Genomic DNA, 18,173 nt, shown 5'->3' with positions numbered 1-18,173 from the left:
TCCATTCCTACCTTTGAGAAGACAAACTCCTCTCCATTGTCCAAAATAGCCAACATAAGAGTTACAAGCTTTGATATACTTTGAACTGTGAACTTTATCTCCCAATCACCCGCTGTATATCTATTTCCCTCGTTATCTAGTATACATACTCCTAAAGCATCTTTTTTTGCTTTATCCAGTTCTGGAATATAATCAGCAACTCTTCCATCCTTTGTAAGAACCACATTCTTCTTAACTAATTTATTAAGTAATTCTTGCATAAAAAAACACCTCTTCGTCTAAAAATAATATTTTTTGTTTTTTTTCAAATCACTACAATATAATTATATAGTCTGTTTGATAAAAAATCAATTATTTTTATTTATTTTTTCAATGTAAGCAATATATTTTTTAAATAAGGAATGATATATATAGTATATCCTATTTTTCAAAAAAATGAAATTTCTTATTTATAAAAAACAATTTATTTTTTATATGTAAAATATATTTATAATAAATGTATATTTTATCATTAACTCTTGATTATTTTTATTTTATCTTTTATCATATCATAATGAAGTGTTTTATTTAGGAGGAAAAATGTTTAAAGCTATTGATTTAAAAAGAGATTCTATCTCAAAACTGTTTTTTAATTTCTCAATTCCCTCTGTTACAGGGATGATGGTTAATGCTTTATACGCTATTGTAGATGGAATTTTTATTGGACAAGGAGTTGGAGCTGATGGCCTTGCTGCTGTCAATATTGCTTATCCCATTATTAATTTAGGAATTGCAGTTAGCTTGCTTATTGGAACAGGTGGAGCTACCCTGATATCTTTACGTCCTAAAAATATTAAATTTAAAAATCTCTGTTTTTCACACATAATTACTTTGAATATTTTTTCATATATTTTTATATTATCAGTAGTTTTACTTAGTGGAAATAAACTAATTTCTTTACTTGGTTCAAGTGAATTGTTAGCTAATCAAGTTAAAATATATCTGTATACCTGTGTTATTGCAATGATATTTTTGATGCTATCTAATAGTTTGAATGCTGTAGTTAGAAATGATAAATCCCCTGTTTATGCTTTTATCTCTATGGTTATAGGAGCTGTTACTAATGTATTTTTAGATTGGCTTTTTATAATTGTTTTCCATTGGGGAGTCTTTGGTGGAGCCTTTGCTACTGCTATTGGTCAATTTTTATCTTTCTTATTCTTAGTAAGATATTTTTTCAGAATAGATTGTAATTTTAAATATAAATTTGAAAAATTAAAACTAACTCTTCTCAAAAATATTATCTCTATAGGATTTCCATCTTTTACTATAGAGTTCACTGCTGCGATTACTAACGCTTTGTTTAATATTTCATTTATGAAATTTTTAGGAGAAATTGGAGTATCAGCTTACTGTATTGTTGCATATATTTGCTATGTTTTTAGATGTTTATTCACTGGACTCTCTCAAGGAATACAACCTATTATTAGCTATAACTATGGACTAAAAGAGCTTGAAAGAGTGAGAAAAACTTTTAAAATTGGACATATAGTTACTTTTATTATATCCTCTTCAATATTATTAGGAGTTATCTCATATGGTAAAAATTTAGTTAAACTCTTTAATAATGATGCTCCACTTATAAATTTAGCCTCTCATGGATTAATTTTATTTTCTAGTGCTATTATTTTTCAAGGGGCAAATTTTATTAATATCTCATATTTACAATCTAAAGGAATGACAAAACTTTCAAATCTTATCTCTTCTTTAAGAAGTATCGTATTTTTTATCATAGCTATAATTATCCTTCCTATATTCTTAAAGGAAACTGGAGTATGGCTATCTTTGCCTACAGCAGATTTTATGTGTTTTACTTTTAGTTGTATTCTACTTAGAAAAGATATACTACTTCTTTTTAAGAGAAATAGATAATTTTATTTTAATAACTACTTGAAAAAATTTATAATATATGATATAAAGAATATGTGTTTAAACACTTAAATGGAAAAGGGAGAAATTATGAGTGATTATAATTTTAAAAAATCTATAGGTTTTAAATTAGATAAAGCTTCTAGATTAACGACATTAAATTTTGGTAAAAAATTGAAAGAGAATGATTTTACTATCACTCCTGAGCAATGGGGAGTTATCAATTTTTTACTAGAAAATGATGGACTTACACAGAACCAAATTGGGACTTTAATTGGAAAAGATCATACCTGCGTGTCTAGATTAATCGATGCTCTTATCAAAAAAGATTTAATTATAAAAGAGACCTCTCCTCTTGATAAAAGAATTAACTTAATTTTTCTATCAGAGTTAGGAAAAAAGGTACAAAAAGATGTTGTAAAAACTGTTAAAACTAATCTGGATACAGCTTTTAAAAATGTATCTGAAGAGGAAAAAAATATTTTTTCAGCTGTTTTAGATAAAATTATAAAAAATTTAGAGTAATTTTACTCTATTTTTTTAATAAAAAATGTGTTTAACCACATAAAAAAGGAGTATTTAGTGAAAAGAAAAGGAATTATTTTTATTTTAGGATTACTTTGTTCTTTAGTGCTTACTAATCCTATTTTAGCTTCTCAACTTAAAAGAAGTTATTTAATTTTAAATTTAACAGATATTAATGATCTACCAAAAGCAAATAGATGGCTTTTCAAATATCATGCACAAGATACTGTTAATATCAATGGTCCTATATTAGCTGGATACTCTACTTATAGAGCTCTTCCTATACCTCAAGGTGGAGAAAAATATGGAGCATATAACTGGAGAATGACTGAACACTATTGGAGAGAGGATCCATTTTCTATGGAAGATGAATTAAATCAAGGTACAGCTATGAGTGAAGTATGGGTTGAAGGTTATAATGAGATGATTGGAAATCCAACAGATTCAACAAAGAGAGCTGATTGGGGAACTCAAAAAAATAAAAATGCTCATCCTGCTGCCTTTGTTTTTGTAAATAGAAGAATTGATGATGACTTTAAAGGCTATGGACTTACTAGTGATGATGGACCATTTTATAGATTTGTCGTGGCTTTAAAATATCCTGAAGGTGTAAAAGAAAGTGAGGGAGAAAAATGGTTTTATAATGATTTTATACCAGAAATTATTAAAGAAAAAGATCTACTTAGATGTTTCTCTTACAAAGCTATCGAACCTAAAACTTCTCCTTTTGTGAGAGTAATAGAGTTTTGGTATAGAGATTCTAATGCTTGGAGAAAAAACTGGGTTGAAAATCCACCTAAAGTAAAAAAACCTACTTGGGCAACTACTAATAGTACTTTCCCTTATTTAACACCTTATAAAGATATAGTTAGTATATTTTTAGAAGAACATGCTGAAAGAGACTTTTTAAGAGATGGAACTGAGTACCATTTTACTAATTAATACTAAAATCTAATATATAGAAAGGATGAGATAAAATGAAAATATTAGGAATATCAGCAGGAACAAAAAATGGAAATAACGATGCAATGTGTAAAGAAGCTCTTATGGAGGCTAAAAAACTAGGAGCAGAAGTAGAATTTATAAGACTTTTAGACTTAAATATAAAACACTGTACGGGATGTATAGCTTGTGTAAAAGCCCTTATGACAGGAAAAGGAAATATTTGCTCTTTGAAAGATGATTTCGAATGGTTAAAAGGAAAAATGTTAGATGCAGATGGAATTATCTTTACTGTTCCTATCTTCGAAAAAGGAGCAGCTGGTATATTTAGAACAGTAGTAGATCGTTTCGGACCTAGAATGGATAGAGGTAATAATATTGTGGCCAAAAAGATAGCTGAAGAAAACGGTGGAATTGCTCCTGATGAAAAAAATTTAAAAAACAAAGTTATCTCTTATATTGGTATTGGAGGATCTGATTGGACTACTAGGGTTCAATGTGATTGTGAAATGCTTTCATTAACTCCTATGTGGAAAACAATAGATAACGAAGTTTTCCCTTGGTCTAAAGGTATTATATTAGAAGATGATAAAATCAAAAGAGTTCAAGAAATTGGAAGAAATTTAACTTTAGCAGCAAGAGATATCGAAAATGCAACTTTCAAAGGTGATTTAGGAATATGTCCACATTGCCACAGTAGAAACTTTTATATCAAAAATGATGGAAGTGCTATCTGCTGTCTTTGTGGAATAGAAGGAAGTTTTGAGATTGCTGAAGGAAAATTAAAATTTATCTTTCCCGAAGAACAACTAGAACATGCACATAATACTCTTTCTGGTAAATTCATTCACATGAATGATATTAAAACAAATGAAGGAAAATTGATAGAAGCTAAAAAAACCGAAGAATATAAAACTCGTTTACAAAAATATAAAGATTTTATTACTCCATCTATCCCCAAAAAATAATTTTATATAAGATTTACTTTAATTAAATAAAAAAACTATTGACATTTTCATAAAAAAATTATATCATAGCTCTAACAAATAAATTTACCATCAAGAGAAACTGAGGGACTGGCCCAAAGACGTTTCAGCAACCTGCTTAAGAAGTGTGGTGCTAATTCCAGAAAGATGGATAGAAGTTAAGACTCTATTATATCTCTATTACTTGATGGTAATAGAGATTTTTTTTATCATAAAAATCAACAGGAGGGACACAGATGATAGAGATACAAAATATAAATAAGGTATATCCTAATGGTTATCACGCTGTTAAAGATGTATCATTGACAATAAAAACTGGAGATATATTTGGGGTAATTGGACTGAGTGGAGCTGGTAAATCATCACTTATAAGACTTTTGAATAGACTTGAGGAGCCTACTAGCGGTAAAATTATTGTAGATGGTGTAGATATTACAGCTCTTTCAAAAAAAGACTTGTTAGAAAGAAGAAAGAAAATAGGAATGATTTTCCAACACTTTAACTTACTAGCTTCTAGAACAGTTGGAGAGAATGTAGCTTTCTCTTTAGAGATAGCTGGTTGGAAAAAAGCTGACATAGAAAAAAGAGTTAAAGAGTTATTGGCAGTAGTAGAACTATCTGATAAGGAAAACTACTATCCTTCTCAACTATCTGGTGGACAAAAGCAAAGGGTAGCCATTGCTAGAGCTTTAGCTAATAATCCAGACATTCTACTTTCTGACGAAGCTACTTCTGCTCTAGATCCTAAAACTACTAAAGCTATTCTAGAGTTAATAAAAAATATTCAAAAACAATTTGGACTTACTGTAGTTATGATAACTCATCAAATGGAAGTAATTAGAGACATTTGTAATAGAGTAGCTGTTATGGCTGATGGAAAAATAGTAGAGACTGGCAGTGTACACCACATCTTCTCTAATCCTCAATCAGAAGTAACAAAGGAATTAATTTCTTATCTACCTGGAGTAGAACAAAAAGAGATTGAGATTATGAAGACAAAAGGAAAGTCAATAGTTAAACTTGAGTTTTTAGGAACAATAGCTGATGATCCTATCATATCTCAAGCTGCTAGAACTTTCAATATAGACTTTAGTATTATTGGTGGTTCAATTGATAATCTTGCTACTATGAAAGTTGGACATCTATTCATAGAGCTATCTGGAGATATGGAGCAACAAAAAGAGGCTATCAATTGGTTTAAAAATGAAGCAGGAGTACTTACAGAGGTGATATACAATGGTATTTAATATGATATGGACATCTACACTTGAAACATTATATATGGTTTTTTTCTCAACACTTTTTTCATTGGTAATAGGTTTTCCAATAGGAATACTTCTTACAGTCACTAAAGAGGGAAATATATTAGAAAGACCAAAACTAAATAAAATATTAGATTTTGTTATTAATACTTTAAGATCTTTTCCTTTTATTATCCTAATGATTCTATTATTTCCACTTTCTAGAATAATAGTTGGAACAACAATCGGAAGTACTGCAGCAATAGTTCCACTTTCTATATCTGCTGCTCCATTTGTTGCAAGAATGATAGAGGGAGCTTTAAATGAAGTTGATAAGGGACTTATTGAAGCTAGCTCTAGTATGGGAGCTGATAACTGGACTATAATTTTTAAAGTTATGATTCCTGAAACTATGCCTCATATAATTCATGGAATTACAGTTACAGTAGTAAGTCTTATTGGATTTTCAGCTATGGCTGGTACAATAGGAGCTGGTGGACTAGGAGATCTAGCTATCAGATTTGGATATCAAAGATTTAAGACAGATATTATGATCTATGCTGTATTAGTTATTATAGTAGTAGTTCAACTTCTACAATCACTAGGAAACTACCTAGTTTACAGAGCAAAGAAAAACAGATAATATAAAACAAGGGAGAGGATAATATGAAACTATCATTAAAAACACTTTTATTAGCAGGACTATTAGCTTTAGGAGCTAACTCTTTAGCTGGAGAATTAAAAGTTGGAGCTACTCCAGTTCCACATGCTGAACTTTTAAACTTAGTTAAAGATGATTTAAAAGCTCAAGGTGTAGATTTAAAGGTTATTGAGTTTACTGATTATGTAACTCCAAATCTTTCATTAGCTGATGGAGAGATTGATGCTAACTATTTCCAACACTATCCTTATTTAGAAAAATTTGCAAGTGAAAGAAATTTAAAACTTGTTTCTGCTGCAAAAATCCATGTGGAACCGTTAGGAGTTTTTTCTAAAAAATATAAGAGTTTAGAGGATATTCCTGCAAAATCTACAATAGCTATTCCTAATGATCCATCTAATGGAGGAAGAGCTCTTATATTACTACACAACAAAGGACTTATTAAATTAGCTGATCCTAATAACTTATATGCTACAGAGTTTGATATTGTAGAAAATCCTAAGAAATTAAGATTTAAACCTATTGAAGCTCCTCAACTTCCAAGAGTTTTACCTGATGTTGCTGCCGCTGTAATAAATGGAAACTACGCCTTAGAAGCTGGATTTTCTCCAGTAAAAGATGCCTTAGTTTTAGAGGGTGAAGAATCACCATATGCTAATATATTAGCTGTAAGAGCTGGGGATGAAAATAAAGAGGATATAGTAAAACTTATCAAAGCTCTTCAAAGTGAAAAAGTAAAACAATATATTTTAGCTAACTACAATGGTGGAGTAGTTGCTGCATTCTAAATCTTGAAATTTTAAAACATCTAGGGGGAATTATGAAAAAACTAATAATATTATTTTTACTAGCTCTATCTGGGCTTACATTTGGAAAAACTCTTAAACTAGGAACAAGCTCTTATCCTGGAGTTGAAATGTTCAATCTTATAAAAGAGGATTTAGCATCTCAAGGAGTTGAACTAGAAATAGTAGAAATGAATGACTATGTAACTCCTAATCTAGCTTTAGCTGATGGTGCTATAGATGTAAATTCATTTCAACATATTCAATATTTAAATCAATTCTGTAAAGATAAAGGGTTAAATTTAGTATCTGCTGGTGAAACTTATGTTGTAGCTCTTGGATTATATTCTAATAAATACAAATCTATTGATGAGATCCCAGCAAAGTCTACAATAGCTATTCCTAATGATCCTACCAATGCTGGAAGAGCTCTTATTATGTTACACAATGCTGGACTAATTAAATTAGAAGATCCTACTAATCTTTTAGCAACAGAGTTTGATATTGTAGAAAATCCTAAAAAATTAAAGTTTAAGCTAATAGAAGCTCCTCAACTTCCAAGAGTTTTACCTGATGTTACTGCTGCTATCATCAATGGAGGTTATGCTCTAGAAGCTGGTTTTATTCCTACAAAGGATGCTATTTTATTAGAAGATGCTTCTAAATCTCCATATGTTAATATTTTTGCTGTAAGAGCTGAAGATGAGAATAGAGAGGATATCAAAATTCTTATTAAAACTTTCCAAAGTGATAAGATAAAAAATTATATTCTTGAAACATTTAAAGGTGGATATATCCCTGCTTGGAAATAAATAAATAATTAAAAATTAGATTATAATGAGAAAATTTTACTGTAATAACTATTGTAAAGTTTTCTCATTTTATTTTTTATAGACTTTAAATAAATTTTATTTTAAAATATAAAAAAAGTGAGGTGAAAATATGTTACTAAAAGAATTTGATATAAAAAAAGGGGACATTATAACTATTACAGGGGCTGGTGGGAAAACCTCTTTAATGTTTTCTTTAGCTAGAGAACTTGCCTCTCTAGGTAGAGTTCTTGTTACTACAACTACTAAAATTTATGTTCCACATCCTGATAATTTTGAAGAATTAATAACATCAGATAGTAAAATTAAGGGAAATAATAAAAATATTATTATCTATGGAGAAAGAATAGAAAATAGTAAATTATACTCTCTTTCCTATGAAAAAATATTTGATTTAAAGGAAAAATTTGACTATATTTTAATTGAAGGAGATGGAGCTAAAGAACTAAAGATAAAAGCTTGGAATGATACAGAACCTTGTATTCCATCTTTTTCTAATAAGGTAATTGGAGTAGTTAATTTAGATATCTTGAATTTAAAATTAAACGAATCCAATATTCATCGATTTGAAATTTTTAAAGAAAAATTTAAAAATTTTATCAATATGATTGTAGATAAAGAATTTTTAGTTGATTATATTTTTAAGGGAGATTTTTTCAAAAATTCATCTTCTAATAATAAATATATCTTCTTTAATGGAATTGATGGAGATAATTATCTAAATAGATTTTCAACTGCTTTAGAAGTTTGTAACCTTTTATACAAAAAAAATCTATCCTATAAGCTAATATTAGGTTCAATAAAAGAAGGTACATTTTTTAAATATTCTCCTACAGATGCTATTGTAATGGCATCTGGATATTCACGTAGAATGGGAGAAAATAAATTAAAACTACCATATCAAGATACCACCTTACTGGATTATACTTTTGAAAAACTCTCATATATTCCATTCTATAATATATATGTTTGTGGGAGAGAGGAGTGGGTAGAAAATTTATCTAAAAAATATAACTATCAATATTTAGAAAATAAATTAGCTCACCTGGGACAGAGTGAGAGTATAAAATTAGGAATTAGTAATGCTACTGGAGAAGGGATTGCTTTTTTCACTGGAGATCAGCCACTTTTAACTAGAGATACTCTTTTAAAAATATACTTCAACTTTCTAAAATATAAATATATCACTATTCCTAGAGCTGAAGGGGAAAGATTCTCCCCAGTATTTTTTCCAAAAGAAAAAAAAAGAGAGTTACTAAACCTCTCTGGTGATGTAGGAGGAAAAAAGGTTATTAAAAATTCACCTCTTATCTCCTTTGTAGAGTTTCCTAATAAATTTGAATTTTTAGATATAGATACTCCTGAAGAGTATAACCTTATCAAATCCTTACATAAATAAAATACAAAAAATAAAAACAACAGAGAACTTGATAACTCTGTTGTTTTTACTAATCTATATTAAAATATCTTGGGGAAAGATTTATTATGTTTTAAGTATACCTCTTTTATGTGTCTATCTTATGGCAATTAAAAGTTTTTTGTATAATATTTTTTAAAATTCTTTACATATAAAAATTTCTATAATTTATTAAGAAAAAATGAGAGATTTAGAAGTTTAATCTTCTACAATCCCTCAATTATCTGATTATCTATTACTCTTCAGTAGAAGATGTTCCATATTTAGAAAGAAGTTCTTGATTCTCTCTTCTTTCTTCCTCTTGCTCTATCTTTTTAATAGATAGTTTTATTCTTTGTTTCTCTTTATCTATCTCAACTATTTGAGCCTTTACGATATCTCCTACTTTAAACTTATCTTTTAGATTTTTTATGAAATCTTTTGATGCCATTTGAGTTGGAACAAATCCATCTACTCCTTTAGATAGATTTAAGAATAATCCAAAATCCATTATATTTTTTATCTCTTTTTCAACTGTTTGTCCCACTTTATAGTTTTCTAAAGCTACTTCCCAAGGACTCTTAGTTAATGCTTTTATACTTCCCTTTATTTTGTTATCATCCATATTTAATTCGATAACTTTAAAGTTAATTGTATCTCCTACAGAGAATTTTTTATTAACTTCACCTTGCCAGTTATAATCTGATTGGTGAATAAATACATCTACTCCTGGTTCAACCTCTGCAAATAATCCAAATGGTTTTACTTCTAAAACCTTTGCAGTTAACTCTTTTCCAACTGCAAATCTCTCTTCAGCTGAATCCCAAGGATTTTCACATAATTGTTTTATTCCTAGTTTTAATTTTCTTTCAGCTGGTACAAATTCAAGTACTCTTACTTTTATATTATCTCCAACTTGTACAAACTCTCCAAGATTTACTTTTTTCTTATTCCAAGTAAAATCAGACATATGAACAAGTCCCTCTACTCCATCAGCTATCTCTACAAATACACCATATGGAAGTAATTTTGTTACTTTTCCTTCAACTACAGAGTCTACTCCTACAGTTTCTGCAACAACTTCCCAAGGATTTCTAGTTAGAGCTTTTATAGATAGTTTAACATTTTTCTTTTCAGCTTCTAAAGAGATTACTACTCCCTCTATTATATCTCCCTTTTTAAACTCATTAGTTAATTTTTCTAATTTTTTCCAAGAGATTTCAGAGATGTGAACAAATCCTTTTAAATGTCCAATTTTAACTAATAATCCAAAGTCTAAAATATCAGTTACTTCAGCTTTAACTACATCTCCTACTTTTAATTGAGAAAACTCTTGCTCCTCTTTTTGAAGAGTGATATCCTTTCTTGAAAAAGTTATTTTTTTAGTTTTCTTATCCTTCTCTACTTGAATATCCTTTATCATAACTTGAACTTCTTTACCGATGAAGTTATCTCCTTCATTCATATTAATCTCTGATAAAGAATTTGGTAAAAATCCTTGATGGAATAAAGCTTCAACTATATATCCACCTTTTATTCTTTTAACTATTTTTCCTGTAAGGATCTCTTTATTTTCAAAAGCTTCCTCTATTCTTTTTAAACTATTTTCCATATCAATTCTTCTTCTAGAACCGATGATGAACTCTCCATCCTCAGTTTCTCCAACTAAAAGAATCTCTACTTCATCACCTATATTATAGTCTAAAAGCTCTTCATTTCTAACTCTAACACTTGTTGGTTGTCCTTGTACATCAAGATAAGCAAAGTTTCTATCTCTTTGTGCAATTACTCCTTTTGCTCTTACCTTTGTTTTTTCCTCTGCTGGTAAGTACTCATTTAACAGAGCTTCAAATTCATCATAATTTTCGTTGTTATACATTAATGAATCCCCCTTATTTGATTTTCTATTTTAATTACTATTTCTTCTGGTGTTGAGGCTCCCGCTGTAATACCTATCTTACTCTTTCCTTCAAACCACTCATCTTTTAAGTCAGTTTCATCTTGAATCAGATATGTATTAGGATTAAAACTCATTGATATATCATATAGCTTTTTTGTATTTGAACTTGTTTTTCCACCGATAACTATAAGTATATCCACCTGTTTAGCTAACTCTTCTACTGCTTCTTGTCTAACTTGAGTAGCTCCACATACCTTATCTAATATTTTAACATTTTGATGTGTATTTTCCAAATAACTTTTTATTTTTTCTAACTTTTTTTTATTTAAAGTTGTTTGAGTAAGTAAGCAATACTCTCTTTGAGGATCTATTTCCAAATTTTTTAATTCCTCTAAATCATTACAAACAGATACTCTCTTTCCAAAAGATATTATTCCCTTTACCTCTGGATGCTCCTTATCACCTATAAATATTATATCATATCCTTGACTTTCCATATCTACAAGAGTTTTTCTTATCTGAGTTACAAAGACACAAGTAGCATCATAGATCTCTACCTCTCTTTCAACCAAAGCTTGAAAAATTTTATTTGATGTTCCATGAGCTCTTATTATTACTATATCTCCCTTCTGTAATTCATCTTTTTCAGCTAAGATATCTCTTTCTTCAACAATTTTAAATCCTTGCTTAGAAAGCTCACTCACTACATGTTCATTATGAACTAACATACCTAAAATATATATTCTTTTTCCTTTATTTTTTTCATCACTAGAAACTTTATAGCACATTTTAATAGCTCCAGCAACTCCAAAACAAAATCCCATATGTTTTGCTCTTATAATCTCCATAACTATTCCTCATTAAATTTTTTAACTTCAATTAAATCTACTAGAGCATCTAGCATCTCATCTTCATCTGGACCATCAGCTATAAGTTCAAGCTTTCTTCCTTGCTCTGCTGCCAATAACATAAGTCCCATTATGCTCTTTCCATTTATCTCCTCATCATCACATTTTACTGTAATATCAGAATCAAATCCTGTAACTAATTGAACAAACAGTGATGATGGTCTTGCATGAAGACCAGCTTTATTCTTTATCTCTACTATTCTACTTTTCATATCTATATCTCCTAATTTTAATAATTTATATAATTTTTTAATAGCTCTTTTACACCTTCTGGGGTTTCTTCTGTTAAAATCCTCTCTCTTATCTCCTCTAACTCTTTATAATTTAAATTTCTCACTAGTGATTTAGCTGATAAGATTGAAGATTCTACCATACTTAGATCCTTTATTCCTAGACTTAAAAGAGCTACCAAGCCTTTTAAATCTCCAGCCATCTCTCCACAAACAGATATCTTTTTATCATATTTATCTGCTGCTTTCTTTATATGGTATATTGCCCTTAAAACAGCTGGATTATATGAACTATATAGCTCTCCTACCGTCTCTGACAATCTATCTGTTGCTAATATATATTGAGTTAAGTCATTACTTCCTACACTGAAAAAATCCACCTCTTTAGCAAAAGCTTCTGCCATCATTATAACTGATGGAACCTCTACCATTATTCCAATTTCTATATCTTCATTGAATTTTATATTTTCTTTTCTTAAATCCTCTTTTACTTTTTCCAATATTTTATTAGCTTCTCTCATCTCATTTAATGTAGTTATCATAGGATACATTATTTTAATATTTCTCTCTTCAGATAATCTTAATATTGCTCTCAACTGTGTTTCGAAAATCTCTCTATATTTTAAGCAAAATCTTATTCCTCTTAATCCTAAGAATGGATTAGCCTCCTCTGTTACTTTAAAATATGAAAGTTGCTTATCAGCTCCAATATCTAATGTTCTAATTATTATTGGTTGCTCCTTTGAAAAGCCATTTAAAATTTGAGCATACTTCTCTATCTGTTGCTCCTCTGTTGGAAAATTTTGATTTTTCATATAGATTAACTCTGTTCTAAGTAAACCTACCCCTTCAACTAACTCTCTTGAAATCTCATTCTCCTTATCCTGCTCTCCATCTCCTAAATTTAAGTAAAGCTTTATATCGATTCCATCCTTTGTAATACTTGGAAGATGAGCACCTCTTTTTATTAAATCTAACTTTCGTAAAAACTTTTTCCTTTTTTTATCATACTCAGCTATCTGCTCCTCTGTTGGATCAGTTATTACACACATATTTTCTTCAGTAGTATCAAGTATAATTCTCTCTTTCCAATTGTGATTGAATACATCATTCACTCCCATAAGAGTAGGTATCTTAAGAGCCTTTGCCAATATTGCTAGATGTGAAGTTTCTCCTCCATACTCCATTATAATTCCTTTTAAATTTATTCCTTCTCTATGAAGTTTCAATAACTCTGTAGGATATATCTCTTTAGTTATAAGTATCTTTTCATCAAAAACTTTATAGTCTTCATTCTCACTTTTTAAAGTTTCAATAAGTCTGTTACATACATCCTTTATATCCAATCCTCTCTGCTTATATATTGGACTATCAATATTCTCAAAAAGTCTTACAAATTTTTCTGTTACATCTTTTACTGCATATTCAGATTTTTTTTGCTCTTTTCTTATCATCTTTTTGATATCAGCAATATACATAGGATCCTCTAAAAGTAGGGTATGAGCCTCTATTATCTCTAATTCTTTCTCATCTACTTTTCCCTTTAAATCAATTTTCAATCCTCTTAAATCTGAAATTGCTCTTTGTATTCCTATTTCTAATCTTAAAATCTCTTTATCAATATCTTCAAAGGGGATATTTTCCTTTTCATTCTGCAAATTAGTGTCTATATCTAGATATGTTTCACCTATTACTATCCCTTCATATACACACTTTCCTAGTAATCTCTCCATTAAAAAATCCACCCCTTCTTCCCTATTCCTATACTCTATAAAATTATATCTTATTTTGTAATTTTTTTCAATTTTTTAATTATATAAAAAGTTTTTAAAAAAATCATTGATTATATTATGAACATATGTTAAAATCTCTATTAATATAATCAATTTCATGAATAAAAATCGTATTTATTTTTTAAGTTATATATGATTATAGTACTGAATTTTTTATTTAATCTATATTTCATAAGGAGGATTTCTTAAATGAACACTATGTTAGACGTCTTTGGAGTAAATTATTTTTCAGAACTTGAATTAAAGAGTAGAGTCCCTAGTTCTATTTTTAAAAAATTCAAGGCTGTGCAATCTGGTGAGGCCGAAATGTCTCTTGAAGTTGCTGATGTTATTGCCAACGCTGTAAAAAGCTGGGCTACTGAAAAGGGAGCTACTCACTTTACTCACTGGTTCCAACCTCTTACTGAACTTACTGCTGAAAAGCACGAATCTTTCATTTCTGTCACTTCTGAAGGGACTATAATGTCTCAATTTTCTGGAAAAGATCTAATTAAAGGTGAAGCCGATACCTCTTCTTTCCCTAATGGTGGATTAAGATCTACGTTTGAAGCTCGTGGATATACTGCTTGGGATACTAGTTCTCCAATGTTTATTAAAGGAGAAGGAGTAACTAAATCTCTTTATATTCCTACTGCACTTGTTGGATATAATGGAGAAGCTCTTGATAAAAAAGTTCCACTTTTAAGATCAATCAAATCAATTGAAAACCAAGCTTTAAGAATTCAAAAACTTCTTGGAGATTTTGATACTAAACATATCAATGTTACCCTTGGAGTTGAACAAGAGTATTTCCTTGTTGAAAAAGAGTTTTGGGATAAAAGACAAGATTTAGCCCTAGCTGGAAGAACACTATTTGGAAATCTTCCTCCAAAAGGTCAAGAGATGAATGACCACTACTACGGTACTATAAAAGAGAGAGTAGAGATATTTATGTCTGAGCTAGATGCTGAACTTTGGAAGCTTGGAGTTATGGCTAAAACTAAACACAATGAAGTAGCCCCTAACCAATTTGAAATAGCTTTAATGTTTACATCAGCAAATGTATCTGTAGATCAAAACCACCTAGCTATGGATACTATTAAAAAAGTGGCAAATAGACATGGACTAGCTGCACTATTACATGAAAAACCTTTCCAAGGTGTAAACGGTTCTGGAAAACATTGTAACTGGTCTCTTGCTACTGATTCTGGAATTAATCTTTATGATCCAGATAATCTAACTCCAGATAATCTACAATTCCTACTTTATACAATGGCTGTAGTTGAAGGAATTGATAGATATGCTGATGTCTTAAGAGCTTGTACAGCTACACCTGGAAATGACCATAGACTTGGTGGACATGAGGCTCCTCCTGCTGTTATCTCTATATTCTTAGGTGAACAGTTACAAGAATTATTTGAAAATATAGGAAATGCCTCTTTCTTAGAATCAAATGATATTAAAGATACTATAGATATTGGAGTTCGTATTCCTAAAATTCCTAGAGATCTATCTGATAGAAATAGAACTTCTCCATTTGCTTTCACAGGAAACAAATTTGAATTTAGAATGCCTGGATCTAGTGCCTCAGCTTCAACTCCTGTATTTATAATTAATACTATCGTAGCTGATATATTAGGAGAGTATGCTGATATTCTTGAAAAAACTGATCCTACAAAAAATATTAATAAATATATAATCAAATTAATAAAAGAGAGATATAATTTACATAAAAGAATTATATTCAATGGAAATGGATATGAGAGTTCTTGGATAGATAGAGCTAAAGAACTTGGTCTTTCTAATTTAAAAAATACTGTAGAGGGTATCCCTGTTTTTATCAGAGAGGAGACTATTGACCTTTTTGAAAGAAACGGAGTTTTATCTAGAAATGAACTTTATTCAAGATTTAAAGTATATAGTGAAAGATATAATAAGCAAACTAATATAGAGATCTCTACTGCTATTAGAATGGCTAGAAATGAGATATATCCATGTATAATAAAATATGTAACTAACATCTCTCAAATGATCAATAGTGTTAGAGAAGCCTTAAAAGAAGAAGAGTATATCCAATTTGATAAGGAACATTTAATAAAAGTTATCAACTTCAAAAATAAATTAAAAAATTGTATTACTGAATTAAATGAAGGTTTAAGAACTGCCACTATGATAACTGATGATTATGAAAGAGCTTGCTTCTACAATAGTAATTTAGTACCTCTACTTAATCAAATGAGAGTTGTTGTAGACTCTTTAGAACTTCTAGTTGATAAAACAGTTTGGCCTATCCCTACTTACTATGACTTACTATTCAGATTATAAAAAATAAAAGAGAGAATTTCTGGTGTTAGTACCTTAAAGGTACTAACACCTTTTTATTTTTCAATAAAATTCTAATATTTAATAAAAATTTTCAATATATATTTAAATAAAAAATTTAATAAGTTTTTAATAACAAAATAACTCCAGCGGAAACCCCACTGGAGCTATATATAAAAGCTATCTATTTTTTACCAATATTATTTGGTAAAACTTTTTACATCACTATTTTACTAATAAAGATTTTCCATTCATCTCTTCTGGCTTAGCAAGTCCTAAGATATCTAACATAGTTGGAGCTATATCAGATAATTTTCCATCTTCTAACTTAGCATTTTTGTATTCGTTAGAAACTAAGATAAATGGTACGTTGTTTGTAGTGTGAGCTGTGAATGGAATATGAGTTTCTGGATCTTCCATTAACTCTACGTTTCCATGGTCAGCTGTAATTAATAAAGTTCCTCCTAGTTCTAAAACTTTTTCAGAAACCTTAGCAATACACTTATCTACTTTCTTAACAGCAGCTACTGCAGCATCAAATACTCCTGTATGTCCTACCATATCTGGGTTAGCATAGTTTACTATTATAACATCATACTCTCCAGAGTTTAAAGCTTCCATTAGCCCTTCTGTTACTCCACAAGCTGACATTTCTGGTTGTAAATCATAAGTTGCTACTTTTGGAGATGCAACTAATTTTCTATCCTCTCCAGCAAATTGCTCCTCTTTTCCTCCGTTAAAGAAGAAAGTTACGTGAGCATATTTTTCAGTTTCAGCAGTTCTTAATTGTTTCATTCCAGCTTTTGCTAAAACTTCTCCAAATGTATTTGTGATATCTTTTTCTCCATATACAACTGGAGCATCTATTGTCGCATCATATTGACGCATACAGTAGAATTTTAATCCTAGGTATTCTCTTTCAAATCCTGTAAACTCTTTATCATTTAAAGCTCTTGTTATCTCTCTTGCTCTATCAGGTCTGAAGTTAAAGTTGATAAATACATCTCCAGCTTTTATTAAACCATTAGCATCTACAACTGTTGGAACAACAAATTCATCTGTTTTTCCTTCTGCATATGACGCATCTATAGCTTCGATTGCTGAATTAGCTTTATTTCCTACTCCTAAAACCATAGCATCATAAGCTAATTTTACTCTATCCCAGTTCTTATCTCTGTCCATAGCATAGTATCTTCCAGAAAGAGTAGCTATTGATCCCTCTCCTAACTCTTTCATCTTAGCTTCTAACTCTTCTATAAATCCTTTAGCTGATTGTGGAGCTGTATCTCTTCCATCTAGGAAAGCGTGTACATAAGCTTTTACTCCATATTTTTTAGCCATAGCTAAAAGTCCAAATAGGTGATCTATGTGAGAGTGTACTCCACCATTTGATAGAAGTCCACCAAAGTGAACTGGTTTCCCATTAGCTACTGCATATTCAAAAGCCTCTTTTAATACTGGGTTTTCATATATTGTTCCCTCTTTAATATCTTTTGAAATTTCTACTAATGGTTGATATATTATTCTTCCAGATCCTATATTTAAGTGTCCTACTTCAGAGTTACCCATTTGTCCTTCTGGTAATCCTACTGCCTCTCCAGAAGCTTGTAATTCTGAATGAGGATACTCTTTCATAAGTCTATTAAATGTTTCTGGGTTAGCAGCAGTTATAGCATTTTTTTGATCTGCATTTTTGTTTATTCCCCAACCATCTAATATCATTAACATTACTGGTTTTTTCATTATTTTACTCCTCCTAAAATTTAA

At 29.8% G+C, this 18,173-nt stretch carries 16 protein-coding genes and 1 riboswitch; of the genes, 10 read left to right on the top strand and 6 right to left on the bottom strand.

The window, feature by feature from the left end; genetic code table 11:
* Positions 1 to 260: glutaminase (locus IAA47_05715; GenBank protein ID MBU3842465.1), on the bottom strand; the 260-nt coding region annotated here is incomplete at its 3' end.
* Positions 261 to 579: 319 nt separating this feature from the next.
* Here IAA47_05715 and IAA47_05710 point away from each other — a divergent pair.
* The 9 genes from IAA47_05710 to yqeC all read left to right on the top strand — a co-directional run bounded on the left by IAA47_05710 (position 580) and on the right by yqeC (position 9,277).
* Entirely contained in the window at positions 580 to 1,911 is a 1,332-nt protein-coding gene (locus IAA47_05710) for an MATE family efflux transporter (GenBank protein ID MBU3842464.1), read from the top strand.
* Between the two features lie 87 nt (positions 1,912 to 1,998).
* On the top strand, positions 1,999 to 2,433 hold the full coding sequence (locus IAA47_05705) for a MarR family transcriptional regulator (GenBank protein ID MBU3842463.1): 435 nt from the start codon (positions 1,999 to 2,001) through the stop codon (positions 2,431 to 2,433).
* Positions 2,434 to 2,490: 57 nt separating this feature from the next.
* Positions 2,491 to 3,375, top strand: coding sequence for a hypothetical protein (locus IAA47_05700; protein MBU3842462.1), 885 nt, complete (start codon positions 2,491 to 2,493; stop codon positions 3,373 to 3,375).
* 35 nt (positions 3,376 to 3,410) lie between these two features.
* Positions 3,411 to 4,343, top strand: a complete 933-nt coding sequence (locus IAA47_05695; GenBank protein MBU3842461.1) for a flavodoxin family protein — start codon at positions 3,411 to 3,413, stop codon at positions 4,341 to 4,343.
* A gap of 84 nt (positions 4,344 to 4,427) precedes the next feature.
* A riboswitch (SAM riboswitch) is annotated at positions 4,428 to 4,515 on the top strand.
* Between the two features lie 82 nt (positions 4,516 to 4,597).
* Positions 4,598 to 5,608 carry a methionine ABC transporter ATP-binding protein gene (locus IAA47_05690; GenBank protein ID MBU3842460.1) on the top strand — a complete coding sequence of 337 codons (1,011 nt, stop codon included), beginning with the start codon at positions 4,598 to 4,600 and terminating at the stop codon, positions 5,606 to 5,608.
* Entirely contained in the window at positions 5,598 to 6,245 is a 648-nt protein-coding gene (locus tag IAA47_05685) for an ABC transporter permease (protein ID MBU3842459.1), read from the top strand. The genes IAA47_05690 and IAA47_05685 overlap by 11 nt, the downstream gene beginning before the upstream one ends.
* A 23-nt stretch (positions 6,246 to 6,268) precedes the next feature.
* Positions 6,269 to 7,051 carry a MetQ/NlpA family ABC transporter substrate-binding protein gene (locus IAA47_05680; GenBank protein ID MBU3842458.1) on the top strand — a complete coding sequence of 261 codons (783 nt, stop codon included), beginning with the start codon at positions 6,269 to 6,271 and terminating at the stop codon, positions 7,049 to 7,051.
* Between the two features lie 32 nt (positions 7,052 to 7,083).
* On the top strand, positions 7,084 to 7,860 hold the full coding sequence (locus IAA47_05675; protein ID MBU3842457.1) for a MetQ/NlpA family ABC transporter substrate-binding protein: 777 nt from the start codon (positions 7,084 to 7,086) through the stop codon (positions 7,858 to 7,860).
* Positions 7,861 to 7,990: 130 nt separating this feature from the next.
* Positions 7,991 to 9,277 carry a putative selenium-dependent hydroxylase accessory protein YqeC gene (gene yqeC, locus IAA47_05670; GenBank protein ID MBU3842456.1) on the top strand — a complete coding sequence of 429 codons (1,287 nt, stop codon included), beginning with the start codon at positions 7,991 to 7,993 and terminating at the stop codon, positions 9,275 to 9,277.
* Positions 9,278 to 9,530: 253 nt separating this feature from the next.
* On the opposite strand, the gene IAA47_05665 is transcribed toward yqeC, so the two are convergent.
* Genes IAA47_05665 through ptsP form a run of 4 tightly spaced genes read right to left on the bottom strand, consistent with a single transcriptional unit; the run spans position 9,531 to position 14,045 of the window.
* A complete protein-coding gene (locus IAA47_05665; protein ID MBU3842455.1) occupies positions 9,531 to 11,153 on the bottom strand; it encodes a 30S ribosomal protein S1 in 1,623 nt (540 codons plus the stop codon).
* On the bottom strand, positions 11,153 to 12,022 hold the full coding sequence (gene ispH, locus IAA47_05660) for a 4-hydroxy-3-methylbut-2-enyl diphosphate reductase (GenBank protein MBU3842454.1): 870 nt from the start codon (positions 12,020 to 12,022) through the stop codon (positions 11,153 to 11,155). The genes IAA47_05665 and ispH overlap by 1 nt, the downstream gene beginning before the upstream one ends.
* 2 nt (positions 12,023 to 12,024) lie before the next feature.
* The gene (locus IAA47_05655; protein MBU3842453.1) at positions 12,025 to 12,294 is read right to left on the bottom strand and encodes an HPr family phosphocarrier protein; all 270 of its coding nucleotides are present in this window, start codon (positions 12,292 to 12,294) and stop codon (positions 12,025 to 12,027) included.
* Positions 12,295 to 12,311: 17 nt separating this feature from the next.
* Positions 12,312 to 14,045 carry a phosphoenolpyruvate--protein phosphotransferase gene (ptsP, locus tag IAA47_05650; GenBank protein MBU3842452.1) on the bottom strand — a complete coding sequence of 578 codons (1,734 nt, stop codon included), beginning with the start codon at positions 14,043 to 14,045 and terminating at the stop codon, positions 12,312 to 12,314.
* A gap of 249 nt (positions 14,046 to 14,294) precedes the next feature.
* Between ptsP and IAA47_05645 the strand changes: the two genes are divergently transcribed.
* Complete coding sequence (locus tag IAA47_05645; protein MBU3842451.1) at positions 14,295 to 16,409, top strand: glutamine synthetase III; 2,115 nt, start codon at positions 14,295 to 14,297, stop codon at positions 16,407 to 16,409.
* 222 nt (positions 16,410 to 16,631) lie between these two features.
* Here the strand turns inward: IAA47_05645 and gpmI are convergent, their stop codons facing one another.
* Positions 16,632 to 18,149 (bottom strand): 2,3-bisphosphoglycerate-independent phosphoglycerate mutase, encoded by a 1,518-nt coding sequence (gene gpmI, locus IAA47_05640; protein MBU3842450.1) that lies wholly within the window; start codon positions 18,147 to 18,149, stop codon positions 16,632 to 16,634.
* Positions 18,150 to 18,173: the final 24 nt, after the last annotated feature.

This window comes from Candidatus Fusobacterium pullicola (assembly GCA_018883725.1).
GTDB lineage: Bacteria > Fusobacteriota > Fusobacteriia > Fusobacteriales > Fusobacteriaceae > Fusobacterium_A > Fusobacterium_A pullicola.
Note: the sequence above shows the minus strand (reverse complement) of the source record. Positions and strands in the feature narration are given on the sequence as shown.